Genomic DNA, 25,561 nt, shown 5'->3' with positions numbered 1-25,561 from the left:
TTCTACCCAGTGGCTATAATGCTATAAAGCAGTGGGGGGCAGGAACCATACTATTCAATAGTTTTACAGTCGAATGCGATACTGGCATTCATATTAAATTCTCTATGTTGGCGGTAAAACCATGGGAGGGGGTACATTCTAGTGACTGTAAACAGTGGAATTGTATCAAGTAAGGTAGTTTGTAAGCTAAATAGAAGTGAGCACTCGATTGCCCACTTTTATAGGTATTAGTTATTGTTTTCATTTCTTCCCATTTTAATAGATTCCTCAAAAACATCCCAAACCTCACGATGATTGAGATTAAATTTAGATGCATATTCGTTCATGACTGTAATTGCAGAATTATAGTAGATAAGGTTAGGAAGTTTTGTACCTTCGATAACTGGTGCATAATAATCGTATTCATATAGTGCTTGGATAAACCCATGTTTTTTAGCATAGTTAGCTGCTTTTTCATTGCAACTCTCTAGTTTTATTACCTTGTAATTATTTGCTCTACCGTAATCTTTTAGTAAAGAAATTAAACGAGTTAAGTAGCCCTTCCTATGATTCTTAAAACATACTCCTGTAATAGCGATCTCGTTAATCACTTCTGTAAAGCAAATTATGACCTCATTTTCTGAGCTTCTAATATGTAATTTAGAATATATAAAAGTTGCTATACATTCTTCTCCTGCATCTTCTTCTACCAATCTATAAGTTTCGAGAAACGTGTGCGAGTCCAAGATAGCATCTTTTCATAGGTCATTGTTTTATTAGTTATATTCATTTAAGAACCTCCTAAAATTGTATTATGGAAACAGTAAACACTACCGGAAATTGCATAGTCAAATATTTTCAAAAATGCTGTTGAAAAGCTTTGCAAGACATAGCAACAACTTTTCAAAGAGAAAATGAATAGAAATACTAGATTTAACAAGTTTAAAATACATATTTCGGAAGTTGTTTAATTCTTTTTACTTAATTTAAAAATATTTAAATTGACAAAAATTTTAGTTGGAGTTCCTCTTTTTAACTTGATTATTACGCATGGAATAACCTATTTCGTTCCATTACTAAAGAGTGTCGGAGAAACAAAAGATTTTGTAATGTAAAATTCAAGTATGAAGGTATAATGGTATAATAAAGTAAAACAACTCATGAAAAGGTCACATTACCAATGCTAGAAGAGTTGTTTTACCGATGTACTCTAGTGACTTTTGACATGTTGGATTTACGCTCCGAAGTAATTGGAACTAACGGTGAGAGGACAAGCTTCTCCCTTGAAATGCTAACCGATGCTTTAGTAAAGTAAGAAGCTGTTACAAGAAGTACATCTTTGCATAGAAAAATAATCAAAAAGTGAGGAACAACACATGGCAGATTTAAACACAAAATTATTTAGTGCTGCTGACAATTTACGAAGCAAAATGGATGCTTCAGAATATAAAGACTACTTATTAGGATTAATCTTTTATAAGTACTTATCTGATAACGTCTTAGTCAAAGTAGTAGAAGAGGCAGATGAATCGCTAGAGGAATACGACACACAAGAAAAACAAACTCAATTATATACAGATTTAATGGCAGATACAGATGTAAAAGATGACTTAATAGAAACATTAGTTGATACATTAGGCTATCATATTGAACCTGATTATTTGTTCAATGTATTAACGAAGCAAGCTAAACAAAACACGTTTCAGTTGAATGACTTAAATAAAGCATTTATCGATTTGTCTACAAATTATGATCAATTCAGTGGACTGTTTGATGATGTAGATTTGAAATCAAAAAAATTAGGTTCAGATGACCAACAGCGGAACATTACAATCACAGAAGTATTAAAGAAATTAAATGATGTTGATGTGATAGGTCACGATGGCGATGTAATTGGAGATGCTTATGAGTTCCTAATAGGTCAATTTGCGTCAGAAGCCGGCAAAAAAGCTGGTGAATTCTATACGCCTCATCAAGTGTCAGTCATGATGGCCCGTATTGCTGCAATTGGGCAAGAGGACAAAAAGCTGTTTAGCGTGTATGACCCTACAATGGGATCGGGTTCATTAATGTTGAATATTCGGAATTACATCAAACACCCAGAAAGCGTAAAATATCATGGGCAAGAACTAAACACAACGACGTATAACCTAGCGAAAATGAACTTAATTTTGCATGGTGTTAAAAAAGAAGATATGCGGTTAAATAATGGGGATACATTGAATAAAGATTGGCCGACAGACGAGCTTATACCTTTGATTCGGTTCTGATGAATCCACCATATTCTGCAAAATGGTCTGCAGATGATACATTCTTAGATGATTCTCGTTTCAATCGCTACGGGAAACTAGCGCCAAAATCAAAAGCAGACTTTGCTTTTCTTTTACATGGATTCTATCATTTAAAAGACTCAGGAACAATGGCCATCGTCCTTCCACATGGAGTATTGTTCCGTGGGGCTGCAGAAGGTATCATTCGTAAGAAATTATTAGAGGATGGCAGTATTGATGCTGTGATTGGGATGCCAGCAAACTTATTCTTCGGGACATCGATTCCGACAATAGTTATCATCTTAAAGAAAAATCGTAGCACTCGTGATGTTTTATTTATTGACGCAAGTAAGGAGTTTATAAAAGGGAAGAATCAAAATAAACTTTCTAAGGAAAACATTGATAAGATTGTCGAAACGTATAAAAAACGGGAAAATGTTGAGAAATATGCTCATGCTGCTACCTTTGAGGAAATCAAAGAAAATGATTTCAATTTGAATATCCCTCGTTATGTAGATACATTTGAGGAAGAAGAGCCTGTTGATATGGCTGCAATTGGCTCAACCATTAAAGAGATTCGGAAAGAGAAAGTTGAATTAGAATCGAGCCTGTATGACATGATTTCTTCGTTACAATATGATGAAGAAAATGCTGATTGGATTAAAGGTGCATTAGAGGTGTTTAATCGTGGAAAATAAACGTACACCAGACATTCGATTTAATGGATTTACTGGAGATTGGGAACTACGTAGGTTGGGCGAGATTTCAGAAAAAGTAACTGAGAAGAATAAAAATAATATTTATTCTGAAACTCTGACGAATTCAGCTGAGTTTGGAATCATCAATCAACGTGATTTTTTGATAAGGATATTTCAAACGAAAAGAATTTAGATAGTTATTATGTCGTTCATCCAGATGATTTTGTTTACAACCCGAGGATTTCTAATCTTGCTCCAGTAGGTCCAATTAAGCGAAATAAGTTAGGAAGAACTGGCGTAATGTCGCCACTTTATTATGTATTTCGTACACATGACGTAGATAAAACATATTTAGAAAAATACTTCTCATCCGATAGATGGCATATATTCATGAAATTGAATGGAGATTCCGGTGCACGATCAGACAGGTTTGCTATCAAAGATTCTATATTTAGTGAAATGCCTATTCCAACCCCTTCAATTGAAGAACAATCTAAAATCGGTAACTTTTTCGAACAACTAGACAACAATATCGCTCTTCATCAGCAAGAACTAATCACCCTCAAACAAACAAAACAGGGATTCTTGCAAAAAATGTTTCCAAAAGAAGGGGAGTCCGTGCCAGAGATTCGTTTCCCAGGATTTATTGGAGATTGGGAACAGAGTAGGTTAGGAGATTTAGCTACAATAGTAAGAGGAGCTTCTCCAAGACCAATTCAAGACCCAAAATGGTTTGATGATTCTTCTGATATTGGCTGGCTTAGAATAGCAGATGTTACTGAACAAGATGGAAGAATATATTATTTAAAACAAAGAATTTCCGAAGCAGGGCAAGAAAAAACACGAGTTTTAACTGAACCTCATATATTATTAAGTATCGCAGCTACAGTTGGAAAACCAGTAGTTAATTATGTGAAAACTGGTGTTCATGATGGTTTTTTAATCTTTCTTAATCCATTATTCGAACAAGAATACATGTTTCAATGGTTAGAAATGTTTCGTCCTAAATGGCAAAAATATGGACAACCAGGTAGTCAAGTAAACTTAAATTCAGAACTAGTAAGAGATCAAGAAATATTGATTCCATCTAAAGAAGAACAAATCCGAATTGGCAACTTTTTCAAAAAACTAGACGACACCATCGAGCTTAAACAAAGTGAATTAGATGCCTTGAAAAAAACGAAAAAAGCATTCCTACAAAAGATGTTTGTTTAAGTGAAAGTAGAGGGGGGATAATCATGACGAAGATACTACATAACGATGAAGCCGAAGTGGAACGTCGACTAATCGAAGTATTAGGAGAAGGCTATAATCAGTGGAATTATCGTCCAGACATAAAGTCAGAAGGAGACCTTTGGAACAACTTGCGTAAAATAATTACTCAAAACAACTTATCTGAAATTGGCGAAATCCCCATTACTGATAAAGAATTTGACACGATTAAAACAGAATTATTATCTAAGACACAGACCCTTTTGATGCTGCAAGATGGCTCAAAGGGGAAAATGGGATTGCTCGGATTACGATTGAACGTGAGGATGTCTCCCTAGGTTCAATGTCGTTATTGTTGTATTCTAACCAAGATATTGGTGGGGGAATCTCTACTTATGAAGTTGTTCATCAGATTGCGAAACAAAAGACTAACCTAGATGGACGTGATCGCCGGTTTGACGTGACTCTCTTAATCAATGGGTTACCAATCGTTCAAATTGAATTAAAACAAGTAAGCGCTAAAGACGGCGTATTCCAAGCCTATAATCAAATCAAGAAGTACGCAGAGGAAGGGATGTTTCGAAATAATATCTTTTCTACTCTTCAGTTATTTGTTATTTCAAACGAACAAACGACTCGCTATTTTGCAAATGCGCTGCCGAAAGACATGCATAAGAAGTTTGTTTTTAGTTGGCGAACTACAGACAACCGTAAAGTAGACAATCTCTATGAGTTTGTGAAACAAGTGTTAAATATTCCAGACGCACATCGCTTGATAGCCAATTATACGATTGTAAGTGAAGAGCAAGATAATAAAGCTTTAATGGTTCTACACCCATACCAAATTCATGCGATTGAAGCTTTGTTTACTTCTGCTTCTAAACATCAATCCGGTTATGTTTGGCACGCCACTGGCTCAGGTAAAACGTTAACTAGTTTTGTTTCTACAAAGCTATTGGCTCGTAAACCAGGTGTGGATCGTACAATTATGTTGATCGATCGTAAAGACTTGGATAATCAAACAACGACAGAGTTTACTAAATTTGCTTCCGAGTTTAATACGGGTATTTCTTCTGGTAATGCCAAGTCAAATAGTTTAATTGTTGGAACAGGTAGTGCGAAAGAGCTGAGTGATACTCTTCTTTCTGACGCTAACTCGAATACAGTAATTATTACTACTCGTCAAAAGTTAGACGCTGCTTTGCGTTATGCACAAAAGCAAGAGGAACAAAAAGGAACCCAACGCTTTAAAAAGCTGGTTGGCCAACATATTGTCTTTGTCGTAGATGAGTGCCACCGTGCATTAAGTGCAGAAGGAATGGAAGAAATTAAATCATTTTTCCCGAATTCAACTTGGTTTGGATTTACAGGAACGCCAATATTTAATGAAAATAAAAAACAAGCTAAAGGTCGTTTAGCTCGTACCACTCGTGACCAATATGGAGATGTACTACACACATATACGATTAAGAATGCCCTAGATGATGGGGCAGTTTTGGGATTCCAAGTCGAGCACGAAGATACGATTGAAACAACATCATTATATAATCATATTTTTCAACAGTTACGACAGAATGAAAAGTATTCAAATTTAAGTGACGATGAAATTAACGAAATGATTGACCAAATGGATGGGAAAGAAAAGGAAACCTATCTTGAACCATCTACTTATGAACGTAATGACCATATTCAAAAGGTCATTCATAAAATATTCCGACCAGATAATGCTTATGTTAAATTCGATTTCCAAAATGGGCGTCCACAAAAAGCTGCCATTTTAACAACAAGTTCCATTGATATGGCGAAACGTTATTATCATGCAATCAAGGAAATGACAAAAGACTTGGATTGGTTGGCAAAAGAATTTGCGGGACACCCTATCCGAACAGGTCGTACGATTGAAGATCCGGATTTTCCAAGAATTGCGATCACATATTCCTTACAAGAAAATGATGAAGATTCCAACCAAAATCAAGATGAAATGAAAAAGATTATAAAGGACTATAATGATTATTATCATACTGCCTGGTCGATTGAAGATATAGAACGTTATAATGGTGACATCAACAATCGTTTGGCTCGTAAAAAAGCAGAATTCAAAGAGTTTGGAAAACAAATTGACCTTGTAATCGTCGTAGATCGATTACTGACAGGATTTGATGCACCAACGATTCAAACCTTGTTTGTAGACCGGAATTTAAGCTATGCCAATTTGATTCAAGCCTTTTCACGAACGAATCGTACGTATCCAGGAAAAACAAAGGGATTGATTGTAACATTCCGAAAACCTGCGACAATGGAGCAAAATGTAAAGGATGCAACGAAGTTATATTCTGAAGAACAAGAGGAATCTACTCTTGTATATCCAACCTATGAGGAATCGAAGAAACGCTTCAAAAGGCACATAAAACATTAAAAACACTCGTACCCAATCCAACCGAGATTGATGAGCACTCTTCACTCGAAACTCGAATTGAATTTGTGAAAGCTTTCCAAGAGTTAAACAAATCCTTTGAAGCTTTAGTTACGTATGATGATTATAACGATGATATGGAGATGTCAAAAACACTTCAAGAGCAGGTAAAGACTTTAGAGGAGTATATAGGTGTCTACAACACAGTAAAGGGTTCATTAATCGATGAAGGGGACGATGAGGGGCCAGATCCTGATTTCTCTGATATTGAATTCTATGGAGAAAATGCGATAAAAATTTATGATATTGACTCAACCTATATTGACCAACTTTTAGGAACATACTCAGCAAATAATAAAAACATCCGTGAAGAAATTGAAAAAGCACTTCAAAAGTTGAAGAAAGCAGAAATTGTTAAAGAAGTATACCACTCCATATTAGACGCTATTGATGAAAAAGAAATAGACTCAGAAGAAGATATTTTTGTTGTGAAAAGACGCTTCTTCACAAAAGAGCTTAATAAAGCAATTGAAGAATTTGCAAATACTTGGTTCGTGGAAGAAGGAGAGCTGCATTCATCTGCTATTCAATATGTGATAGGAACAGAGCCTATTCCGAATATCGGAGGAATTATTAATAGCAAACAGTTTGATAAGTATAAAGCGGTACATCCTGATGCAAAACCTTTGAAATATGGGCCGGAGATGAAGCGTCAGTGGAGAAGGACGTTGGATAAAGTTATTGTGCCTTTGAATGATGAGTTGAGGTAAAGTTTTATTAATTGCATTCACCCAAAAAAGTCCAATTTACTGATAACCTAGCTTAAATAAACCTATCTAATCTAATGAGGAGTTATGGAAATTAGAATGATTGCTAGTGATAGTAAAATAAAGTAAAAGGAAGGGAAAGAATGAACCTAACTGAAATAGTAATAAATAATTTATTTGGACAGTATGACCATAGAGTTCAATTATTTAGTGAAGAGGGCATTACAATAATCTATGGTTTAAACGGAGTTGGAAAAACAACATTATTAAGACTAACAAAGGAAGCACTTGGAAGTGAGGTAACAGAATTAAATAAGACCACCTTTGATAGGCTTGAATTAGGTTTTGACAATGGTAGTATTTTGGAGATCACTAAACATCCTAAAATATTTGAAGGTTCAATTATGGATAGTAGGGAAAAGGAGATAAATAATGAGGGACTACAGGATAACAATAAAGAATTAAAGGTGAAGGATGAAAATGAAGAGTCGAAAATCTTTTATTATTTAAAAAATAGCAAAGGGGAAATCTTAGAATATTACTCCAGGACTTTAAAACCTTCTAGAAGAATTAGAGCGCTAGATATAGATGATAAGCTTCATTTTTAAGACGTGTTGTTCGAGGAGTTTGGAGAGATACTCGGGACGGACAAATATATAGTTTGGATGATATTGAAGAGAACTTTGGCCACTTAATTAATCCTCCAAATCTACCAAATTGGTTAGTAAATATACATAATTCTTTTCATGTACATTTTATAGGTGCTAATCGATTACATAGTGTAGGCAGGGTTTTAAATGATTATATGGATGATTTTAAAGGAGCCTTAACTCCAGCAGTGCTCATAAACTCACAAGAATTAAAGAGGGAAATTGAAAGGAAATTAGCAGCATTTGCAAGAGTATCTCAAGAACTTGAAAGAACATTTCCAAATAGACTTATAAACAGGATGTTAAGTTTTAATGAAGAAATAGTCCCTTCTGAAAGCGAGATAATAGAGCGACTAAGTAGACTCGAAGAAAGAAGACTCAGCCTCGCAAAAGTTAGTTTATTAGACAGTGCTAGAGATACATCGATGAACGTTCCGCTAGGTGAGACGATAAATCCTAGTCGGAGATTAGATGTTCATACAAGGAACGTTTTAGAGCTTTATATAGAAGATACAGAAGGTAAATTAGAAGAGCTTGTAAGTATGGAATCAAGACTAAATTTATTTGTTAATATCCTTAATAAGAGATTAGTTAGCTCAAGGAAGAAAGTTTTTGTCGATAAAGAAAAAGGGTACTGTATTTTATTACCAAACGGAGGGGAAATACCTTTAGAGAATTTATCTTCAGGAGAACAACATGAGATTGTCATGTTATATGAACTCCTTTTTAGGACTACTACTGGATCACTTGTAGTAATAGATGAGCCGGAACTTTCATTGCATATAACATGGCAACAAAAATTCTTAGAAGATGTCTTAGAAATAGCAAAAATAACAGGGTTAAAAATGTTGATCGCTACCCACTCTCCAGATATTATTTCTAATAGATGGGATTTAACTGTGCCTTTAGGAGAGGAGATATAATGAGAAATAAAATTCCTCCAATCAGACATGTTAACTCAATGTGTATGGCTAGGTCAGCAGGTGTAAATAATTCGTTTCTAATTGTCGAAGGAGTTACTGACCCACGTTATTATGAAAAGTTTATTGATAGGGATAATTGTGAAATTAAGATTGCAGGAAACAAGGATAATGTAGTGGAAATCATACAATTATATTATCTTCGAGGGTTTAAAGGGAGTTTAGGAATTGTTGATGCGGATTTTATGCGTATAAATGGCGAGTCGTTTGATAACCCAAATATTTTATTAACAGATTCACATGATTTAGAAACAATGTTGATTAACTCCCCTGCTCTTGAAAATGTCCTATTTGAGTATGCTGATTGGAATGCATATAATAAAGTTTTCTCAAGTCATTCACTTATACCCTTAAAGAGTGCTCTCTTAAATAGTGCAAAGATAATAGGTTATATTCTTTTAACTTCATTAAAATATGGAGCAAATCTTAAATTTAGTGATATTGATTATACTAGCTTAGTTTCAAAACCGCATTTAGAAATTAATTTTGATGAAGCTTTTAATTATATCTTGTCAATTTCAAACAACCATAGTATTTCAGATATTAATGATTTCAAGAATAAAGTATTAGAGCTAATGAGTGATGAGCATGATTTATGGCAGGTGTGTCGTGGCCATGATTTAACGGAGATTTTGTGTATTGGATTTAAAGAGGTATTTGGGGCGTATAATAGTTGTTTTCTAACAAGGGGTTCCATGGAAGGGGCTCTACGAATGACATATGAACGTGAGTATTTTTTTAATACAAACCTTTATGGATTGTTGGTAGATTGGCAAGTGGTTAATGTTGGCTATACTATATTAAGAGAAAAAGACGATGAAAAAGTTACTGTTTAATGATATATTGAGATGTTTTATTAGTGTGAACAGAAAATGAGAAAATGATTGCTTTTAGAAGTGTTTTATAGCCTATTTATATATACTTTTATAAAAAAATAATGGTTAAGAGGATGAAATATATGGAAGGAAATTATTTTAGCCGAAATAAAACTGGTGGAGCTGTACAAGCATATGGTTCAGCCTATCAGGATTTGGTTAGTCTCTTATATATTTTTATTCATATTAATAGTAATTCTTTTAAAGAAATTACTTTTGAAACAGATGATGATTTTACGCTCATAATGGATACCCATGAGAAGTATGTGCAGGTTAAAAATACACAACTTACAACTGCACAAATAAGAGGAATATTAGAATTTAAAGCTGATAACACAAAAAGCAAATATGTTAAACATGTTGTTGTATCGTCAAAATATGATCAAAAATTCAATAGTTTGTTAAAGAAATACAAGAATATATGTAATGTGAATAAAACTTTCCGAAGAGAGCAAGAAAAAAACGATATTGTAGAAGAATTTAATGGACTTCTCCAAAAATGGATTTGATTCAGATACTTTTCATAAATGCGAATTTGAGGAGATACCGGATGCGCAAATTGAAGAAACTATAAAGTTTCATATGTATAGGTGGTCAGAATCAAATAACTGGGTTATTGATATTGAGGATTTGTTTAATAAATTTATTACGAATATCTCGTTACACATGCGCCCTCAACGTGGTTCTCTTAATAGAAAGGAGATTGAAGAACTCGCTGTTAGTTGTCCAAAACGAGAAATTATGAATCATGACATCCAACAAAGTGTCATCTACTTTAACGATTCAAAAGATTCTATTTTATTGGCATTAAAGAAGGACATATCTGAAAAAAGTATTTTTTCAGATAAACTCAATTTAATAAAGCTCTATATCGAAACTGGAAATTTAGATGATGCTCTTAAGTTGGCATGTGAAATTTATATGTATGAAGATACTTTTATGTATTATTATCTATGGTTGCTTTATGCATTAAGAAAAATTGATAATTTGATGGAAGAATGTAATCGTATAATACAACAGAATGCGTGTCTGTATTATGCGCATTATTTTAAGGGACTTGTTTTTATGGAAGAGCAAAAATATATTAGTGCTATTGACAGTTTAAAAGATGCTCTTTCAAATGACAATACTTTTGAAGTTAACTTTATTCTTGCAAAACTTTATAATCTGGTTGGCAAATATGATGCAAGTTTGAGACATTATCGTTTTTGTCAATTAAAACAGCCTATGAACGAGGGGGTACTGCTAGGTATAAGCTCGTTAGTACCGAACCATGAGGCCATTGAATATCTTGATCAATTAATTGAGGTGAATCCTAAAAATTATAGTGCTTATCTTAAAAAAGGTAAGATTTTAAGATACTACGGGATGAACAATGATGCCTATGAGTATTTTCAAAAATATCTTAATTATCATTTTCCAAATGAAAAAGACTCAACCGAGGTATTAAAGGAAATCTCTTTGTGTCTTCTTAGTATGAACGATGAACGGGCATTTAAATATTTAAACATTTGGCTGCTTGATTTACTGTTTAATGATTATAACGATAAGATTAAAGAAGGTGAAGAGCTAGTGATATTTGATAGTTCTTGGAACAATACTCAGCTCGTAGAGTGTACAAAGTCAGGAGAAGATTTTATCATTCGCACTTCAATACGTCAATACTTACTTATAAAAGGGGAGGATAGCAAAATTGCAATTGGTTGTACGGTCGATCCATTTCTGGAAATGACAATGGACTTTTTTAAAGAACAAGAACAAACTAAAATTGAAAATGGTTACGAATACATACCTTCTATAATAAAGGTATACCGTTACAATAAAGAATTCGAAAAAATGATTAATTTAATGTCATTACAAGACAATGCAGGTTTGAATAAAGACTACTACTTCACTGATAAAAGGGGAAACGATCGGTGGAGTTTCAAAGAGTATATCAGTAAACATTTGGCAACCTCAGTACTTGTTGAAGAACTTAATAATGCCATTCATGTCCGAATTCAAGTAGGAAATGCAATAATTACAGGTTGGTTTAATAAGGGGGGAGAGAACTATTTTAAGTTTTGTAGCAAAGTAGAAAATCCAACAGGATTTGAAGAAGCTGTTTTAATATTAGAGTGTGGACAAACAAAACAACAGGTTCAGATAAAATTCGAAGTACGATGTATAAAAATTATAAAAAGTGCATACTATCCTCGGGGGAATTATGTTAGGGACGTTAAATTGCCAATTTAAATAGATTATAGATGTATCATTTGTACTATCAAAATCTGTGTTCTCTTAATCATTGATTACTAATACTTCGCTCTCTTAATCGCATTATATAGAAATCTGTCAAAAAGTCAAAAAGGTTTATTCATTGACCTTTTGAGGACAGCCTCTTACTAGGTTTAATTTACACATATTTTACACGACAACACCATAAAACCTTAATTTATCAATACTTTTAGACCTATTTCGACCCCGACCACCGGTACTTGAAAACCATTGGTTTATAGACGTTTTCCTAATAGGAAAGCGTCTTTTTTGTGTTTAAATCGCTTCGCATTATTCGTTTATAATAGTGCGAAACGAATAAAACGAACTCGAACGGTCATTGAAGCGTTCATTGTATCCGTTCATTGGCTGCGTTCATTGAAATAAGTTTCGAATTGCCGTAAATCTAACAAAAGGGGTGCGGCAATATGTCACGTCGTAGAAACAAAATCAACGAAATTGAACTTCAAAAATCTTCGCAGGAACAATCCTTCGAAATGTATATTCATATTTTTATTCGAGATTGTAAAATCCGAAATCTATCCGAACACACAATCAAATATTGCAAAAACGAATTATATAAAACGTTGAAGTATTTCGAACAAAATGACCTCACGACAAATCCTTCCGAAATGACAAGCGGCTTTATTCTAGAACAAGTCATTCTTCGCATGATGGACGATAACCGAAAAGAAACGACAATCAATGCAACACTTCGTGCGTTGCGTTCCTTCTTCAACTACTTAGAAAAAGAGGCTTTTATTTTAAATAATCCAATGACCAACGTGAAACTTGTTCGTCAAAAGCGAAGGATTATTCAAACATTTAGCAGTGAACAAATTCACGCATTCCTTCGACAACCCGACCGTTCCATATAATAAATTCCATTTATGGTAATCATCTATTGCAATAGTACTGTGAGAATATCATTTCTATAACAAAATTTAACCATTCACGTACTTTTGTATGAGACCAAGGTTTGATTGTTTTTTGTGGATGTGACAGATGTGGAGAAGAGTCGCGGAAGGTTGTTAGAGAGTTAATTTAAGGTTCTCCGTCTGTACCACTAACAGGCTATTAGTGAATCTCCACACATGAATATGGGACGAAGGGGGATTGAGAATTGAATGAAAAGCTATTACTCAGAATAAAAGCCATATTAGTAGAGTGTGCAAAGAACAATCGAGTAATTGAATACGGAAAACTCAGCACAGAACTAAATGGTGATATTTCTCCTATAAAACTAAATGAACCTCTAGGAGAAATATCGTTAAGGTGTTTAAAGAAAGGTTTTCAACCGTTATCTGTTCTTGTTGTTAATCAGGAAACTCATAGACCAGGAGAAGGTTTCTTCACTTGGATTGCAGATAAAATGGGGTACAAGAACTTACCTGCATATGAGTGGGAGAAATTTTTTGAAGAACAACTAGAAAAAGTGTATGCATTTTATGGATGGGATGAATTTTTGTCTAACTATCAATCGAATCAATCGGACAAATCAAAAGCAGCTTCGGGAAACAAGGAAGTAAATACATGGATTTTTCAAGGGAATTCAAAGCATTTCCGTATCAATGATTACTTAAGAGATACTACCAGTATTATGTGGTCTCTGAACCAAAGACATTTTCAAAGTGAAATTAGAATAGATGACACAGTATATATCTGGCGTTCGGATGGTGGACAAAGAGGAACTGGAGGAATAATAGCAAAAGGAAAGGTTACTGGAAAACCAGTAATGAATGATGATCCAAGTCAGCAACCATCATACCGTAAAAGATATAACGTCCTTGTTTTTCATTTTGAGTCGTTCTGGAAATAAGCGGAGATTGAGTTGCATGAAAACCAGATAAAGCACCACAAGTAATGGTTAGAAATAAGATTGGGAAAATCGGTAGGTCAGCTGGATGTCAGTTTGATAAAGATAATTCAGGAATGGGGTAGTCTGATACTAATAATGCTCCACCTACCCCTATTGTACCTACTAGTAACACTGCTCCAAAGAACGGATAAATCCGTCCAATTATCTTCAATTGGAAGAATAGTAGATAAGAGATAGTAAATAAAGATGAGTAAAACAAATGCAATTACAGCAATTTTACCATCAATTAAGTTATGTAATAAGGACGCAGGTGTCGTAACAAAAACAGTACCAACTAGTAACAAAAACAGTAACGCAAAGAGTTAACGAGAAGTCGAGATATTTTTCCAAAAAACTTCCCAGCAAGCTCAGGAATATGAGCACCTCGATTTCGAATGGAAATCATACCTGTTAAGTAATCATGCACTGCTCCAGCGAATATAGAACCAAGTACAATCCATAGGAAAGCCACTGGTCCATATAAAGCACCCATGATTGGTCCAAAAATAGGACCAGTACCGGCAATATTCAATAATTGTATCAATGCATTTTTCTGTTTATTCATCGGTACATAATCAACACCGTCTTTATAGAATAAGCTGGTGTTGGTCTTTCTGCATTTGGTCCAATTACTTTTTCGATATATTTCCCATAGGTGAAATAAGCAATGACCAATGCAGCAACTGCGATTAGAAATGTAATCATGTTAATCACTCCCTATGTTTTTTAAGCGTTATCGCTTATAACTATCTTTACGAAGAAATACATAAAAATATAATCAATAGATATAATTAATTCATTTATATAGTACTATTATCTTAAATATAGAGCTTTTCAATAAATTATGTAAATTATCAACTGCAATATGGAAAAAATGTATTATAATGGAAGAGGATAATAGGTTAGCGATATATGACAATGAAATATATTTTCTCTTATACTAGATTTAAACCTCTCTTATTTAAATGGAATTTAAAATAACGTATGTTCATTTAATATTACAATAGTAAAATAGACTTTTGAGGAAAGGAGAAATAACTGTATCTTCTAAAAGAGCAGATACAGTTTGAAGTTAAGTGCTAGGTATAAACCTGTGCTTCTTCTGGTCTAGAGCGATGGAAAAATATTAATTATTGAAGATAATGTAGATGTAAGTAAATTATTAGCAGAGACTTTAGAAGGTGAAGGATATCAAGTGAGTACAGCACTCGATGGAATGGATGGTTTATATGAAGCACAACGTAATCAATACGACTTGATTTTATTGGACATTATGCTTCCATATAAAAGTGGTGAGGAAATCTTAAAAGAGATTCGTTCTCAACATGACATACCGATCATAATCATATCAGCTAAAAATGTGGTTACTACTAAGATTGACTTATTGCGTTTAGGGGCAGACGATTATATCACTAAACCATTTAACCTAGGCGAAGTTGCAGCTAGGGTTATGACTAACCTGCGTCATTATAATAGCCAGAAAAAAACAAATAACATTTTGAAATATAGAGATTTAGAATTAGATAATACTAAAAAACAACTGACCATCTCCGGAGTGGAAATAGAACTTACCGGCAAGGAATATCTAATTATGGAATTACTAATGCGAAATCCTGAAAAAGTATATTCCAAAAGTAACATCTACGAATCTCTATGGAATCAAGAATACTTAGGAGATGATAATGCGGTAAAAACGCATATCAGTAATTTACGTAATAAATTAAAAACTATTAATCCGGAAATAGACTATGTTGAAACGGTCTGGGGGTTAGGATATCGCTTGTATAAGGTTTAAGTAAAAAAATTCTTAAACCTTTTTTTATTTTCTAAACCTTTTCTTAACTTTTAGTGTTTATAGTTAGTATCGAGGTGATGATGAGTGGCAGATTACATTTTAAAAACAAATGAGTTAACCAAGACATTTCGTCAGACGGATGCGTTGCGTAACGTATCCATTACATTAGACCCCGGAAAAATATATGGACTAATTGGAAGTAATGGGGCAGGTAAAAGTACATTAATGAGAGTCATAGCGGGACTTAGCTTCCCTACATCCGGTAGCATGGAACTCTTTGGGAAAGAGAGTGCTAGAGCAATTCAAGCAGAACGTAAAAGAATAGGATGTATGATAGAATCACCGAGTCTCAATTTAGGTTTATCTGCTAAGGAGAACATCCGGTATCATAGAATTTTACGCGGAATTTCAAATGTAGAGCTTGAGGATGAACTCATTGAGTTAGTTGGATTGGAAGACACGGGGAAAAAGCAGGTGAAAGATTTTCACTTGGTATGAAACAGAGATTAGGAATTGCTGTTTCACTGATAAACAATCCTGAGTTACTGATTCTAGACGAGCCAATTAACGGGCTTGATCCATTAGGGGTTAAAGAGATAAGGATATTACTGAAGAAGTTATGTGAAGAGAGACATATTACGGTTCTTATTTCCAGTCATAATCTACCAGAATTATATCAGGTAGCAACCGACTATATTATTATCCATGATGGGGAGATTAAACAAACCTTAACTCTCGGAGAGTTAGAGAATAAGTGTCAAAGACATATTCTTATTGAATGTGAAAAACCAGAGGATCTATTAGTAATATTAGAAAACGATTTAGGGACAACAAATTATAAGCTAATGCCTGACAAGACTATTAAGCTATATGATTATGTAGATGATAAGAAGAAAGTAGCCACTACAATTTTTGAGAATGGGATAATTACAACCAATTTTTCTGTTGAGGGAGACACGTTAGAAAACTATTTTATTTCTGTTATTGGAGGAGAAAAGAATGATTAATATCATTCAGGCTGATCTATATAAATTAAAAAAGTCTAAACCTATAAAAATCCTGTTTTTAATTATGTGGGCTGCCGCTGCTATTGTGACATTTGTGTCCTATTTAGTAGCACAAGGTAAGATTGGTATGGAAATAAGTGGTCCTATTTCGGGATTAAGTGATGTGATGACGATAGCGATTGTCGGACCGTTTTTAGCAGGGATTTATATCTGTAGCGATTTTAGCAATAAATCTATCAATGATACCATCTCTTCATGTGGTATGGGTAGAGGAGTTGTCATTATAAGTAAGGCAATCGTCTTATATCTATTAGTACTTCTTATGATTTTACCCTACGCAGTAGTTACCATCATTGCATTTGCCACTGGAGCAGAGTTTTCCGAACCGTTTTCCGCATCTGTGTTTCTCCATATATTAGCAAATCAGACGGATTTAAGTTTAACAGGTGCAGTAATTGGGAAAATACTTGTCATAATGTTTGTTATGACGCTAGCATATGCATCCCAAATGAGTATAGGGATCATTCTAGCATTTGTTCTAAGAAAGACTTCTTTAGTTATATTCTTAGGGTTCGGGATTATTTTAGTATTACAAATCTTAGGAGGAATAGGGACAGAGATTACAGCAATCGAAAAATTTCTTTCCATAACTCCTTTTTCTGTTAATAATCAGGTGCTAGCAATGGATTCAGAAGTTAGCGACATATTAAAAGCAATCGGTGTTTGCTTCTTGTTTATAGTCTGGATGCTTAGCATTGCTAATGGAGCATTTAAAAAATCAGAAATTAAATAAATGGAAGGCTGATCAAAGTGAAGATTGTAGTTGTTGTACTGATAGTAATAATTTTTGTATTAGTCATCTATATCGGACTTATACAACTACAAGTGCGTAAAATTAATATGCAACTTGAAAAACGGTTGAGAGAGAATACCCGTCAGCCTGTAAGTATTGAGTTAATCAATAAAGATATCAATAGACTTACAGCGAATATTAATAAGTACCTTAAGGTGGAGGAAAATCTCCGCCTTAAGGGAATACGCGAAGATAAGAAGTTCAGGGAATTAATCGTGAATATTTCCCATGACTTGCGCACGCCACTTACAGCTATTAAGGGGTATCAGCAGTTGATGAAGAGAGAAGAGTTGTCTCAAGAGCAAATAAAAAGACTGAAAATTGCGGAAAAACACACCGAGGATTTAGAGAATCTTATTCAACACTTTTTCGAATATTCATACCTTACAAATGCAGAGCCCCAGATTGATTTAGAGAGGACAAACCTTAATAGTCTAGTAGGAGAATGTCTTGTTACTTTTATTCCCTACTTGGAAGAGAAAAATTTGTCGATTCGATTAACAGAATCACAATCTATCTTTGTACTAGCAGATAAACATCTGGTTAAGAGAATTATAAAGAACCTTATACAAAATTGTATTCAACATACTAAAGGGGTTATTGAGGTGAGTCTACTGGTGGAAGATAATGCTATCATTTCTTTCAAAAATCTAGTAAGGGATCTACCACATTCTGATGGAGAGCGACTTTTTGAGCGTTTCTATAAAGGAGACAAAGCAAGAGGTAAGTCTGGTGGACTTGGTTTAGCTATCGTGAAGCTTCTTGCCGAGCAGATGGGAGGAAGCACTCAAGCGATTATAGAGGATGATACATTAGATATCCGAGTTAGTTTACCACTATATAGATAAGAAATTAGGGGTCATAGCCATTAACACTGACTCAATTCTTACCTGGGGGAGAAGAATTTGCAGGACAACTAAAATCTAAGGAGAATAATCAGGCGGTTGACAGTATAGAGACTTGGATTTATGACTACAATCCTAATGCTGAAGCGAAAGTCCGTATTTTCTGTTTTCCTTATGGATTTGGAGTATTACCGAATACAAGCTTAATGGAGATTTTAAGTGAATTAAAATTTCTTGGTATCGATCATATCCCTGATTTTGAAGAAATTAAGGCTACTGCATCTTCTGATTTAGTAAGTAAAGCCTTTATGAGAGGATGGGGGATAGATGGGGAGGCAATCAATGACCTACTAGAGGGAACGAAACTAACATTGCCATTGATCGTATCCGCGTACCGTATTGTTCAAAGGTATGTATATGATCAATCTGAAGAGTTCCATATTCCTATTGTTGGTTTCCACGGAGTCGACGATGAAAGGGTTCTATTAGATGATATGAATGCATGGGACGATATAACAACTGAATCATTTAAGCTATACACCATGGCTGGAGATCATGTATTTATTGATAAAAGTCAATCTGAGGAAAGAATACTAGAAATATTAAAAGATGAAGTAGACGAGAATATCAAAATGAAGAGATAACATCTAAATACTAGTTAATCAAGAAAATAGATTAAGAGGATCACATATGTGTCTCTATGGGATGAAGAAATTCTTAAATTAGAATTTCTTCATCTGAACTTTTTTATTTCAAATATGGGGTTGAACTAACTAAAAACTCCTTACACGATGTTTTTGTATAACGTTAGGAAAAGAGGTAAATTATGCATAAATCAGCAATTGAAGTAAAGGATATAAAAAAATCCCTTCAAGATCGTGACATTTTAAAAGGGATAAGTTTTGAAGTAGAACAAGGAGATATTTTTGGTTTCATTGGACCAAATGGGGCTGGAAAAACTACTACAATAAGAATTTTATTAGGATTATATAAATACGATTCTGGTAGTGCGACCATTATGGGGCGTGATGTTGCAGATGATGAAGCTAGAAAAAAAGTTGGTTTTGTTATTGATGGGGATGGGTTATATGACAATATGACTGCAATTGCTAATCTAGAATATTATCAAATGATTTACGAAAAGTCGGTAGATAAAAAGAAAATAGGGAAAGTATTAGAACTTGTCGGTCTTGCTGATCGAGCGAGAGATAAGGCACAAACATTTTCTAAAGGGATGAGACAGAGATTAGCTCTAGCAAGAGCTCTTGTCCATGATCCAGAAGTTCTAATTCTGGACGAGCCAACATCTGGAATTGACCCTACTGCACAGTTGGACATAAGGAAAATATTATTGGATATTGTTCAAAATGAAAAAAAGACAGTATTTTTCAGTTCTCATAATATGGATGAAGTACAAAAAATTTGTAATCGAATTGCTTTGCTCGATAAGGGTGAAATCAAATTATATGGCCATCTGGAAGAATTGCGAAAGCAGATGGGTAAAAATGTTCTAACAGTCCAAACGAGTAGCGAAATAAATCAAGATAGTTTAGACGAGATTAAGCAAAAGAAGGATTTTGGTTTCTATAAAATACAAGACGGCAATCTATTATTTACCCCGTCCATTAGTGTTAAAACTTCTGACATCATTAATCAGTTGGTGAAAGTTGGTATTGAAGTGGATGAAGTTGCTAAAAAAGAATCTTCTTTGGAGGAAATGTACAATAATATTGTAAGGGAGGCTGAGGATAAATGAGAATGAGACCAATAATTAATGCCAGTTTAAGAAGTATCTTTCAATTCAAATCTTTGATTATTGTGTATTTGGGAATTGTATTAATATGTGCTTTGGCCATTGGTTTAATTGGATCGAAGCTAATTATTGAACCGATCATGAGTAACGGTTTAATCAATAAAAGTAGTCTTAGTTATTACATAGGAATCATTGGTTATAGCACTGCGTTCATTTTAACAGGGATTAATTATTGTGTTTTGTTTTCAGTTCCTCTAACACGTGATAAAGTCAATAAAGTGATTGAATCCCTACTAGCTACAGCATCAAGTGTAAAAGAAGTTTGGGTAGCCAAGAGTGTTGCCCTGTTCATCTGGATTACTTATCGGGGTTTTCATTCCGTATCTACTAACTGAATACTTTAGCTTGACTTATCTATCCTCAAGCTTTTTTGCATCCACTAATATATGGATTATATTAAGTACATATTTAGCAGTACCAGTTATGTTCTTTTGTTTAAGCTTATTGATTCATTTTGTCGGGCTTGTAGGAAATGTTGAGAATGGAATAGTAATTGCCTCCATATTTCTACCTTCAATTTCTGCACTTTTTATAAACCTTCTAGCCCGTAATGTAATCTCGTTAGATACACCATTATTCTTTTTGGGGAATATTGTTATTGCATTAATTTTGTATCTGATTTGTATGGCAAATCGTTCGAAACTAAACAAGGAGGATATTGTTTTATCATGTCAAAGTTAAAATTTAAAAGAATATCCGTCGTGTTTAAGCGCGATTATAATGAATTTATTAAATGGAAGTCCTATAATATTCTCCTTCTTTTGTTTGGAATACTTATAATACTAGCCATATTGATGACTAATTTTTTGTTGCCAAATATGACCTGGATGAATGTGCAAAATGATGATCATATTTATCAGATGATTACATTCCACATTCTCTTATTATTGGCTATGGCACCACTAATAATAAGTATACCTCTTTTTACCAGTGGGCCATTTACCAGAGAAAAGGCAAATGGCGTAATATCTGCATTATTATCTACGCAACTTAGACAAGAAGAAATTTGGTTAGGGAAAAGTTTTGCGGTGTTTGTACCGACCTTTACCATTTCATTTGTTTCATCATTAATAGCTACATATGCAGTTAGTAAACTAATAACGATACCGGGAGAATTATTATTTACTATCTTTTTGATTACACCACTTATGTACTTAGGGTTAACAGTATTTACAGTACAATTGTCGATGATTCTTAGCTCAGAATTGTCAATTGCACCTTCTTATCTCGTTGGAATGTTGTTATTAATTGGTATACCTGTTGGGTCACTTACAGGCTATCTAGATATTAGTTCATGGAAATTTTCACTTCTTTGTGCATTGTTAACAGTCTTCACCTGGATATTAGTTTGGTTCTATTCCATTTATCTTACGAAGGAACGTATTATTCTATCAAAATAACTATGATGCTTCTATCATTCTTTTTTGAAGGAATCACAACTTACTGAAGAGGGGGTCAGTCAGTGTGGGTATTTCGGAAAGCCTTGGGTATTGCGATGAGAGAGAGCTATTTTAATAAATTTGATAAAGCAAAAAGAACCAAATACAGAAGATGAAGTGAAGAAATTAATCAAGAAACCAAATATAAGAGAATGTGGCTTCGTGGAACATTGAAATTGGGTAATAGTCAATTATCTATTAGATACTGGTAATAGGCTTAACACTATTCTTCATTTAAAAGTAAAAGATATTGATTTAGAAAACGGAATGGGTTGATGCTAGTCTAAATAGTGGACACGGTAAATTGGGAGAATATCAAGTATAATGAACTAACATTTTATCGGGAGTGTCCAAAATGAGAAAAACATTTGATAAAGAATTTAAATTAGAAGTTGTCCGCATTGTTAAAGAAGATGGAAAGAAGAAGTTGCACGAGAATTATACATTGCCGAGCAGACACTACACAATTGGGTGACTAAATTTAACAAAGAACAAGAAGCTGGCTTTGTGGGAAGTGGAAATCTTAAACCAACTGATCAACAAGCTCGTGAATTCCAAAAATGAATCCGTGATTTAAAGAGGAAAATGCCATCTTAAATAAGGCTATGGGCATCTTCGCAAAAAAACCAGAAGTGATTTATCACTTTATTCAACAACACCAACACGAATTCCGTGTAGCGAAGATGTGCGATGTCCTGAGTGTTTCTAAAAGAGGCTATTATGACTGGAAAAAACGTTCGAAAAGCAAACAAAAAATTCGTAAAGAAAAGCTTACTGCTCAAATTAAACGTGAATATCTTGAATCTAGAAAAACATATGGTAGCCCTAAAATTACTAAACAGCACCATAAGCAGGGCTTAAATGTAAGTCAAAAAACGGTAACACGCATTATGAAAGAAAACAATATTCGATTAAAGACTGTCAAGAAGTACAAAGCTACAACCAACTCTAAACATCCATTACCCATTTATCCTAATTTACTATTTTACAACAGTTTTATCTTAAGTCTACTAATTAAAGATAACATATACAGTAACTATAGTTACCTTTTCCAAATTATTGGGGCAAATCAGAAGGACCCCTCCAAGCATCTGCGAAAATATATATTTTCATGGCGATCACGTTTGTCGTGATCGTTTATCATTTTTTCTTATGAAATAGTTATAATAAATTCACACTTAATTAGGAAGATGAAATAAGACAGTAATGAGCCATACTATTCTAGATAAAATTACATAATTTTTAGTCAAACAACACTACATCGTTCTTTTTGCCCCTAGAGGCTAACTTAGCTATAGCTATTGTTATGAAAGTATGATATATTACCTAAGTCTATTTATCTAACTTTAATAGGGATAAACTATTTGAAAAAAAGGGATGCAAAACTATAGGGACTAAATACTAGGCATATGTATAAGCCTTCCAGTTGCTTTACAACAACTACTGAGGGGGATGATTACTTATGGGCTACTTCCTATGGTTGTAGTCTTTTATTTTTAGTCTTATGTTAAAGCTTTGATTTTTCTAGTTCAAATCAACTACTAAGTTTAACAGAGATTATAGAATAGCCGATATGATATATCCCGACATTTTTTTATTATGCAATAGAAGAATAATTAATTACATAAGGGAAGTGTACATCAATGAGAAAATGGTATTCTAATATATCATTAAAAACAAAAAGTATTTTATTTAGTATTATCACAACTACTATAGTGGCTATTTTAATAACAGGGGTTAGTTATTCTGTTAATTCTAAGTTTATGTTAGAGGATCTTGTAACAGATGCTGAACAAATTGTTGAAACATGGTCACAAGATATTGATCCTAAAGATGTAATAAGAGAGTCGAATGATGAAATAGGTCGAGTCGGAATGAGCTTTAACGCAATGGTGGAGAATATTAGTAAGTTAACTAATTCCATTGAATCTGCATCAAAGAATACGTCTAGTAACTATGATTCGTTGTACGCTACTGTAAGTAAAACTAGTGAAAAAATGGATAGTATTACTCAAGTAGTCTCGGAAATGTCAGGGAGATTTGATTCACAAAATGGATCTGCTTATGAGATTTCCTCTTCTTTACAACAATTGTCTGCTGGGGTAGAGACAGTTGCTCGTAATATTTCTAATGTTAGTGAAAGATCGAAAGAAACTGAAAGTCGTGCAATGCGTGGGAATGAGTCGGTTGACCAAGTAGGAATTCAAATGGAATTAATCAATCAATCTTCTCAAAACTCAGAAAGACTTATTCGAAATCTTAATGCACGTTCTAATGAAATTCATTCGATTGTTGGACTGATTACAAGTATTTCAGAACAAACAAGTCTTTTATCCCTAAATGCTTCCATTGAAGCGGCTCGAGCAGGGGAGCATGGGAGAGGATTTGCAATTGTTGCTAATGAAGTGAAAAAGCTAGCGGAACAATCAAAAGGTTCTGCAGAGCAAATTAAATCATTAATCGATTATATACAAAGTGAAACGGAAGAAGCTGTAACTTCAATTAATGAGGGAGTCCAATACGCGAACGCTGGTGTATCTCTTGTAAAAGAGACAGGTATCCTTTTTGCTGATATTCTTGACTCTGCTCGGGATGTGTCTGCTCAAATGGATGAAATATCTGCAGCAACAGAACAAATGTCTGCAGAAAATCAAGAAATCACTTCTACATTTGAACAGTTTACAGATTTAACAACACAAAATAGCAATACAGTCATTTTGTTAACAGATAGTATTAAAGATCAGAAGGTTTCATTTGATACGATTGTTGATTCGGCACAGGAAATGAAAAAATTAATAGATAATCTTGAAGAAGCTGTATCCACGTTAAAAGTATAATTATATATAGAATGAGTGGGGAAATATTAAACGCGATCACTTTGAAAGTGGTCGTTTTTTTCGTATTAGACTAAATGAAGACCCTGTATGGGAAGGTTCACAAGAAAAAGTAAAGTCTGGATTAATAAGAGGACAAAAACATTTAAAAAGTTTTCTATAAATTCAGGCGTGAGATTAATCACCAAAAGAATATAAGCGTAGTCATCAAACCCAATATAGTACTTTATTAGTAGAAAAACGTGAACTTTACTTGGAGAGGCGGGCTTGATACCCTTGGTTGAAGAGCAAGGTGTCTTGATAGATATGACTTCCTAGCTCATCATCATGCCCGCAGAGGCTCCAAGTCAAGTGAGAAGATGTACGTATTAGTTCCGAGTAAGAAATCAACCTTAAAATGCTACAAACAAGTTTATATTCCTTAAAAATTGTTTAGCTTAGTGTCGACATACAATTATGGTAATAAGAAAATAATAGTTGATTATACTTTTATAATTCTAAACCATTCCACAAATTCCACAAGATCAATAAAACAATAATATCGAATAAACAAAAAGGTTAAATAAATATCTACACTTACCGCCTTAATAGATTTATAAATACAAGTATCAAGGTAGCTATACCTATAGGATAAACGGCTATGGCATAGATGTAACCTCCATATAATGTTATAACTTCACCAGGTCCATGTACTAACTCTCCAAATTTACCATATACTATTTTTTCACCGGCATGTAATCTCGATTCCACTTCCTTTAAATTTAAAACCCTTCCATAATTCCAGATAAAAATACCTAGTTTATAAATGATGAATGGATAAAGGATCAAAAATAAAGTTGAATACCATTTATTAATGTGTCTTAAGTATTTTTTGTAAACAACTATAATTAGTAATATAAAAAAAGGAACACTAAAGATAGCAAACGCAAAAAAGAAATAAACTTCCATTGAACCACCTCGATACATATCTTAGCATATTATCATAATTTTGTAAGGAGATTCATCTAAGTGACAATC

The 25,561-nt window shown here is 33.8% G+C and carries 21 protein-coding genes, 5 pseudogenes and 1 riboswitch; of the genes and pseudogenes, 22 read left to right on the top strand and 4 right to left on the bottom strand.

Annotated elements, in window-relative coordinates; all coding sequences use genetic code 11:
- Positions 1–227 precede the first annotated feature (227 nt).
- Complete coding sequence (locus tag JCM19034_RS19505; RefSeq protein ID WP_156324074.1) at positions 228–692, bottom strand: hypothetical protein; 465 nt, start codon at positions 690–692, stop codon at positions 228–230.
- A gap of 663 nt (positions 693–1,355) precedes the next feature.
- Here JCM19034_RS19505 and JCM19034_RS19500 point away from each other — a divergent pair.
- From JCM19034_RS19500 to JCM19034_RS23690, 11 genes and pseudogenes are all read left to right on the top strand, one after another.
- A pseudogene (locus JCM19034_RS19500) lies at positions 1,356–2,947 on the top strand (type I restriction-modification system subunit M).
- On the top strand, positions 2,937–3,140 hold the full coding sequence (locus JCM19034_RS23695) for a hypothetical protein (RefSeq protein WP_082394275.1): 204 nt from the start codon (positions 2,937–2,939) through the stop codon (positions 3,138–3,140). Before JCM19034_RS19500 ends, JCM19034_RS23695 begins: the two are co-directional and overlap by 11 nt.
- Positions 3,141–3,247: 107 nt before the next feature.
- Positions 3,248–4,162, top strand: coding sequence for a restriction endonuclease subunit S (locus JCM19034_RS19490; RefSeq protein WP_082394273.1), 915 nt, complete (start codon positions 3,248–3,250; stop codon positions 4,160–4,162).
- Between the two features lie 23 nt (positions 4,163–4,185).
- Positions 4,186–7,342, top strand: a pseudogene (locus JCM19034_RS19485) (type I restriction endonuclease subunit R).
- A gap of 140 nt (positions 7,343–7,482) precedes the next feature.
- A complete protein-coding gene (locus JCM19034_RS19480; RefSeq protein ID WP_062052441.1) occupies positions 7,483–7,947 on the top strand; it encodes an AAA family ATPase in 465 nt (154 codons plus the stop codon).
- A 53-nt stretch (positions 7,948–8,000) separates the two neighbouring features.
- The gene (locus JCM19034_RS19475) at positions 8,001–8,912 is read left to right on the top strand and encodes an AAA family ATPase (RefSeq protein WP_062052439.1); all 912 of its coding nucleotides are present in this window, start codon (positions 8,001–8,003) and stop codon (positions 8,910–8,912) included.
- Positions 8,912–9,805 carry a DUF4435 domain-containing protein gene (locus JCM19034_RS19470; protein WP_062052437.1) on the top strand — a complete coding sequence of 298 codons (894 nt, stop codon included), beginning with the start codon at positions 8,912–8,914 and terminating at the stop codon, positions 9,803–9,805. Before JCM19034_RS19475 ends, JCM19034_RS19470 begins: the two co-directional genes overlap by 1 nt.
- Positions 9,806–9,927: 122 nt before the next feature.
- Entirely contained in the window at positions 9,928–10,353 is a 426-nt protein-coding gene (locus JCM19034_RS19465; RefSeq protein WP_062052435.1) for a hypothetical protein, read from the top strand.
- Entirely contained in the window at positions 10,328–12,079 is a 1,752-nt protein-coding gene (locus JCM19034_RS19460) for a lipopolysaccharide assembly protein LapB (RefSeq protein WP_062052433.1), read from the top strand. Before JCM19034_RS19465 ends, JCM19034_RS19460 begins: the two co-directional genes overlap by 26 nt.
- A gap of 449 nt (positions 12,080–12,528) precedes the next feature.
- Positions 12,529–12,978, top strand: a complete 450-nt coding sequence (locus JCM19034_RS19455) for a site-specific integrase (RefSeq protein ID WP_062052431.1) — start codon at positions 12,529–12,531, stop codon at positions 12,976–12,978.
- Between the two features lie 494 nt (positions 12,979–13,472).
- Positions 13,473–13,793 (top strand): annotated as a pseudogene (locus JCM19034_RS23690) (hypothetical protein); the annotation flags it as partial.
- Between the two features lie 25 nt (positions 13,794–13,818).
- Here JCM19034_RS23690 and JCM19034_RS23685 read toward each other — a convergent pair.
- Both JCM19034_RS23685 and JCM19034_RS23680 read right to left on the bottom strand, forming a co-directional pair.
- Positions 13,819–13,965: a hypothetical protein gene (locus tag JCM19034_RS23685; RefSeq protein WP_231687058.1), complete on the bottom strand. Its 147-nt coding sequence runs from the start codon at positions 13,963–13,965 to the stop codon at positions 13,819–13,821.
- Positions 13,966–14,253: 288 nt separating this feature from the next.
- Positions 14,254–14,663 (bottom strand): annotated as a pseudogene (locus tag JCM19034_RS23680) (carbon starvation CstA family protein).
- 418 nt (positions 14,664–15,081) lie between these two features.
- Between JCM19034_RS23680 and JCM19034_RS19445 the strand changes: the two are divergent.
- The 11 genes and pseudogenes from JCM19034_RS19445 to JCM19034_RS19395 all read left to right on the top strand — a co-directional run bounded on the left by JCM19034_RS19445 (position 15,082) and on the right by JCM19034_RS19395 (position 24,547).
- Positions 15,082–15,753 (top strand): response regulator transcription factor, encoded by a 672-nt coding sequence (locus tag JCM19034_RS19445; RefSeq protein ID WP_062052430.1) that lies wholly within the window; start codon positions 15,082–15,084, stop codon positions 15,751–15,753.
- 84 nt (positions 15,754–15,837) lie between these two features.
- Positions 15,838–16,262, top strand: a pseudogene (locus tag JCM19034_RS23675) (ATP-binding cassette domain-containing protein); the annotation flags it as partial.
- A complete protein-coding gene (locus JCM19034_RS23670; RefSeq protein WP_231687057.1) occupies positions 16,248–16,760 on the top strand; it encodes an AAA family ATPase in 513 nt (170 codons plus the stop codon). The pseudogene JCM19034_RS23675 and the gene JCM19034_RS23670, both read left to right, overlap by 15 nt.
- Positions 16,753–17,553 (top strand): hypothetical protein, encoded by an 801-nt coding sequence (locus JCM19034_RS19435; RefSeq protein ID WP_062052428.1) that lies wholly within the window; start codon positions 16,753–16,755, stop codon positions 17,551–17,553. The genes JCM19034_RS23670 and JCM19034_RS19435 overlap by 8 nt, the downstream gene beginning before the upstream one ends.
- Positions 17,554–17,570: 17 nt before the next feature.
- On the top strand, positions 17,571–18,461 hold the full coding sequence (locus JCM19034_RS19430; protein WP_062052426.1) for a sensor histidine kinase KdpD: 891 nt from the start codon (positions 17,571–17,573) through the stop codon (positions 18,459–18,461).
- Between the two features lie 203 nt (positions 18,462–18,664).
- A complete protein-coding gene (locus tag JCM19034_RS19425) occupies positions 18,665–19,102 on the top strand; it encodes a thioesterase II family protein (protein WP_062052424.1) in 438 nt (145 codons plus the stop codon).
- A gap of 182 nt (positions 19,103–19,284) precedes the next feature.
- A complete protein-coding gene (locus tag JCM19034_RS19420) occupies positions 19,285–20,214 on the top strand; it encodes an ABC transporter ATP-binding protein (protein WP_062052422.1) in 930 nt (309 codons plus the stop codon).
- Positions 20,211–20,606 carry a hypothetical protein gene (locus tag JCM19034_RS19415; RefSeq protein WP_062052420.1) on the top strand — a complete coding sequence of 132 codons (396 nt, stop codon included), beginning with the start codon at positions 20,211–20,213 and terminating at the stop codon, positions 20,604–20,606. The genes JCM19034_RS19420 and JCM19034_RS19415 overlap by 4 nt, the downstream gene beginning before the upstream one ends.
- Positions 20,607–20,939: 333 nt before the next feature.
- Entirely contained in the window at positions 20,940–21,671 is a 732-nt protein-coding gene (locus tag JCM19034_RS19405) for an ABC transporter permease (protein ID WP_062052416.1), read from the top strand.
- 644 nt (positions 21,672–22,315) lie between these two features.
- A complete protein-coding gene (locus JCM19034_RS25390; protein ID WP_062052414.1) occupies positions 22,316–22,843 on the top strand; it encodes an IS3 family transposase in 528 nt (175 codons plus the stop codon).
- Positions 22,844–23,054: 211 nt separating this feature from the next.
- Positions 23,055–23,144, top strand: a riboswitch (cyclic di-GMP riboswitch).
- Positions 23,145–23,353: 209 nt separating this feature from the next.
- Positions 23,354–24,547 carry a methyl-accepting chemotaxis protein gene (locus JCM19034_RS19395; RefSeq protein ID WP_082394269.1) on the top strand — a complete coding sequence of 398 codons (1,194 nt, stop codon included), beginning with the start codon at positions 23,354–23,356 and terminating at the stop codon, positions 24,545–24,547.
- 573 nt (positions 24,548–25,120) lie between these two features.
- Here JCM19034_RS19395 and JCM19034_RS19390 read toward each other — a convergent pair.
- Positions 25,121–25,492 (bottom strand): hypothetical protein, encoded by a 372-nt coding sequence (locus tag JCM19034_RS19390; protein ID WP_062052410.1) that lies wholly within the window; start codon positions 25,490–25,492, stop codon positions 25,121–25,123.
- Between the last annotated feature and the right edge of the window lie 69 nt (positions 25,493–25,561).

The organism is Bacillus sp. JCM 19034, from assembly GCF_001310635.1.
GTDB lineage: Bacteria > Bacillota > Bacilli > Bacillales > Bacillaceae_D > Halalkalibacter.
The sequence above is the reverse complement of the archived record's forward strand: the minus strand, read 5'-3'. Positions and strand labels throughout refer to the sequence as shown.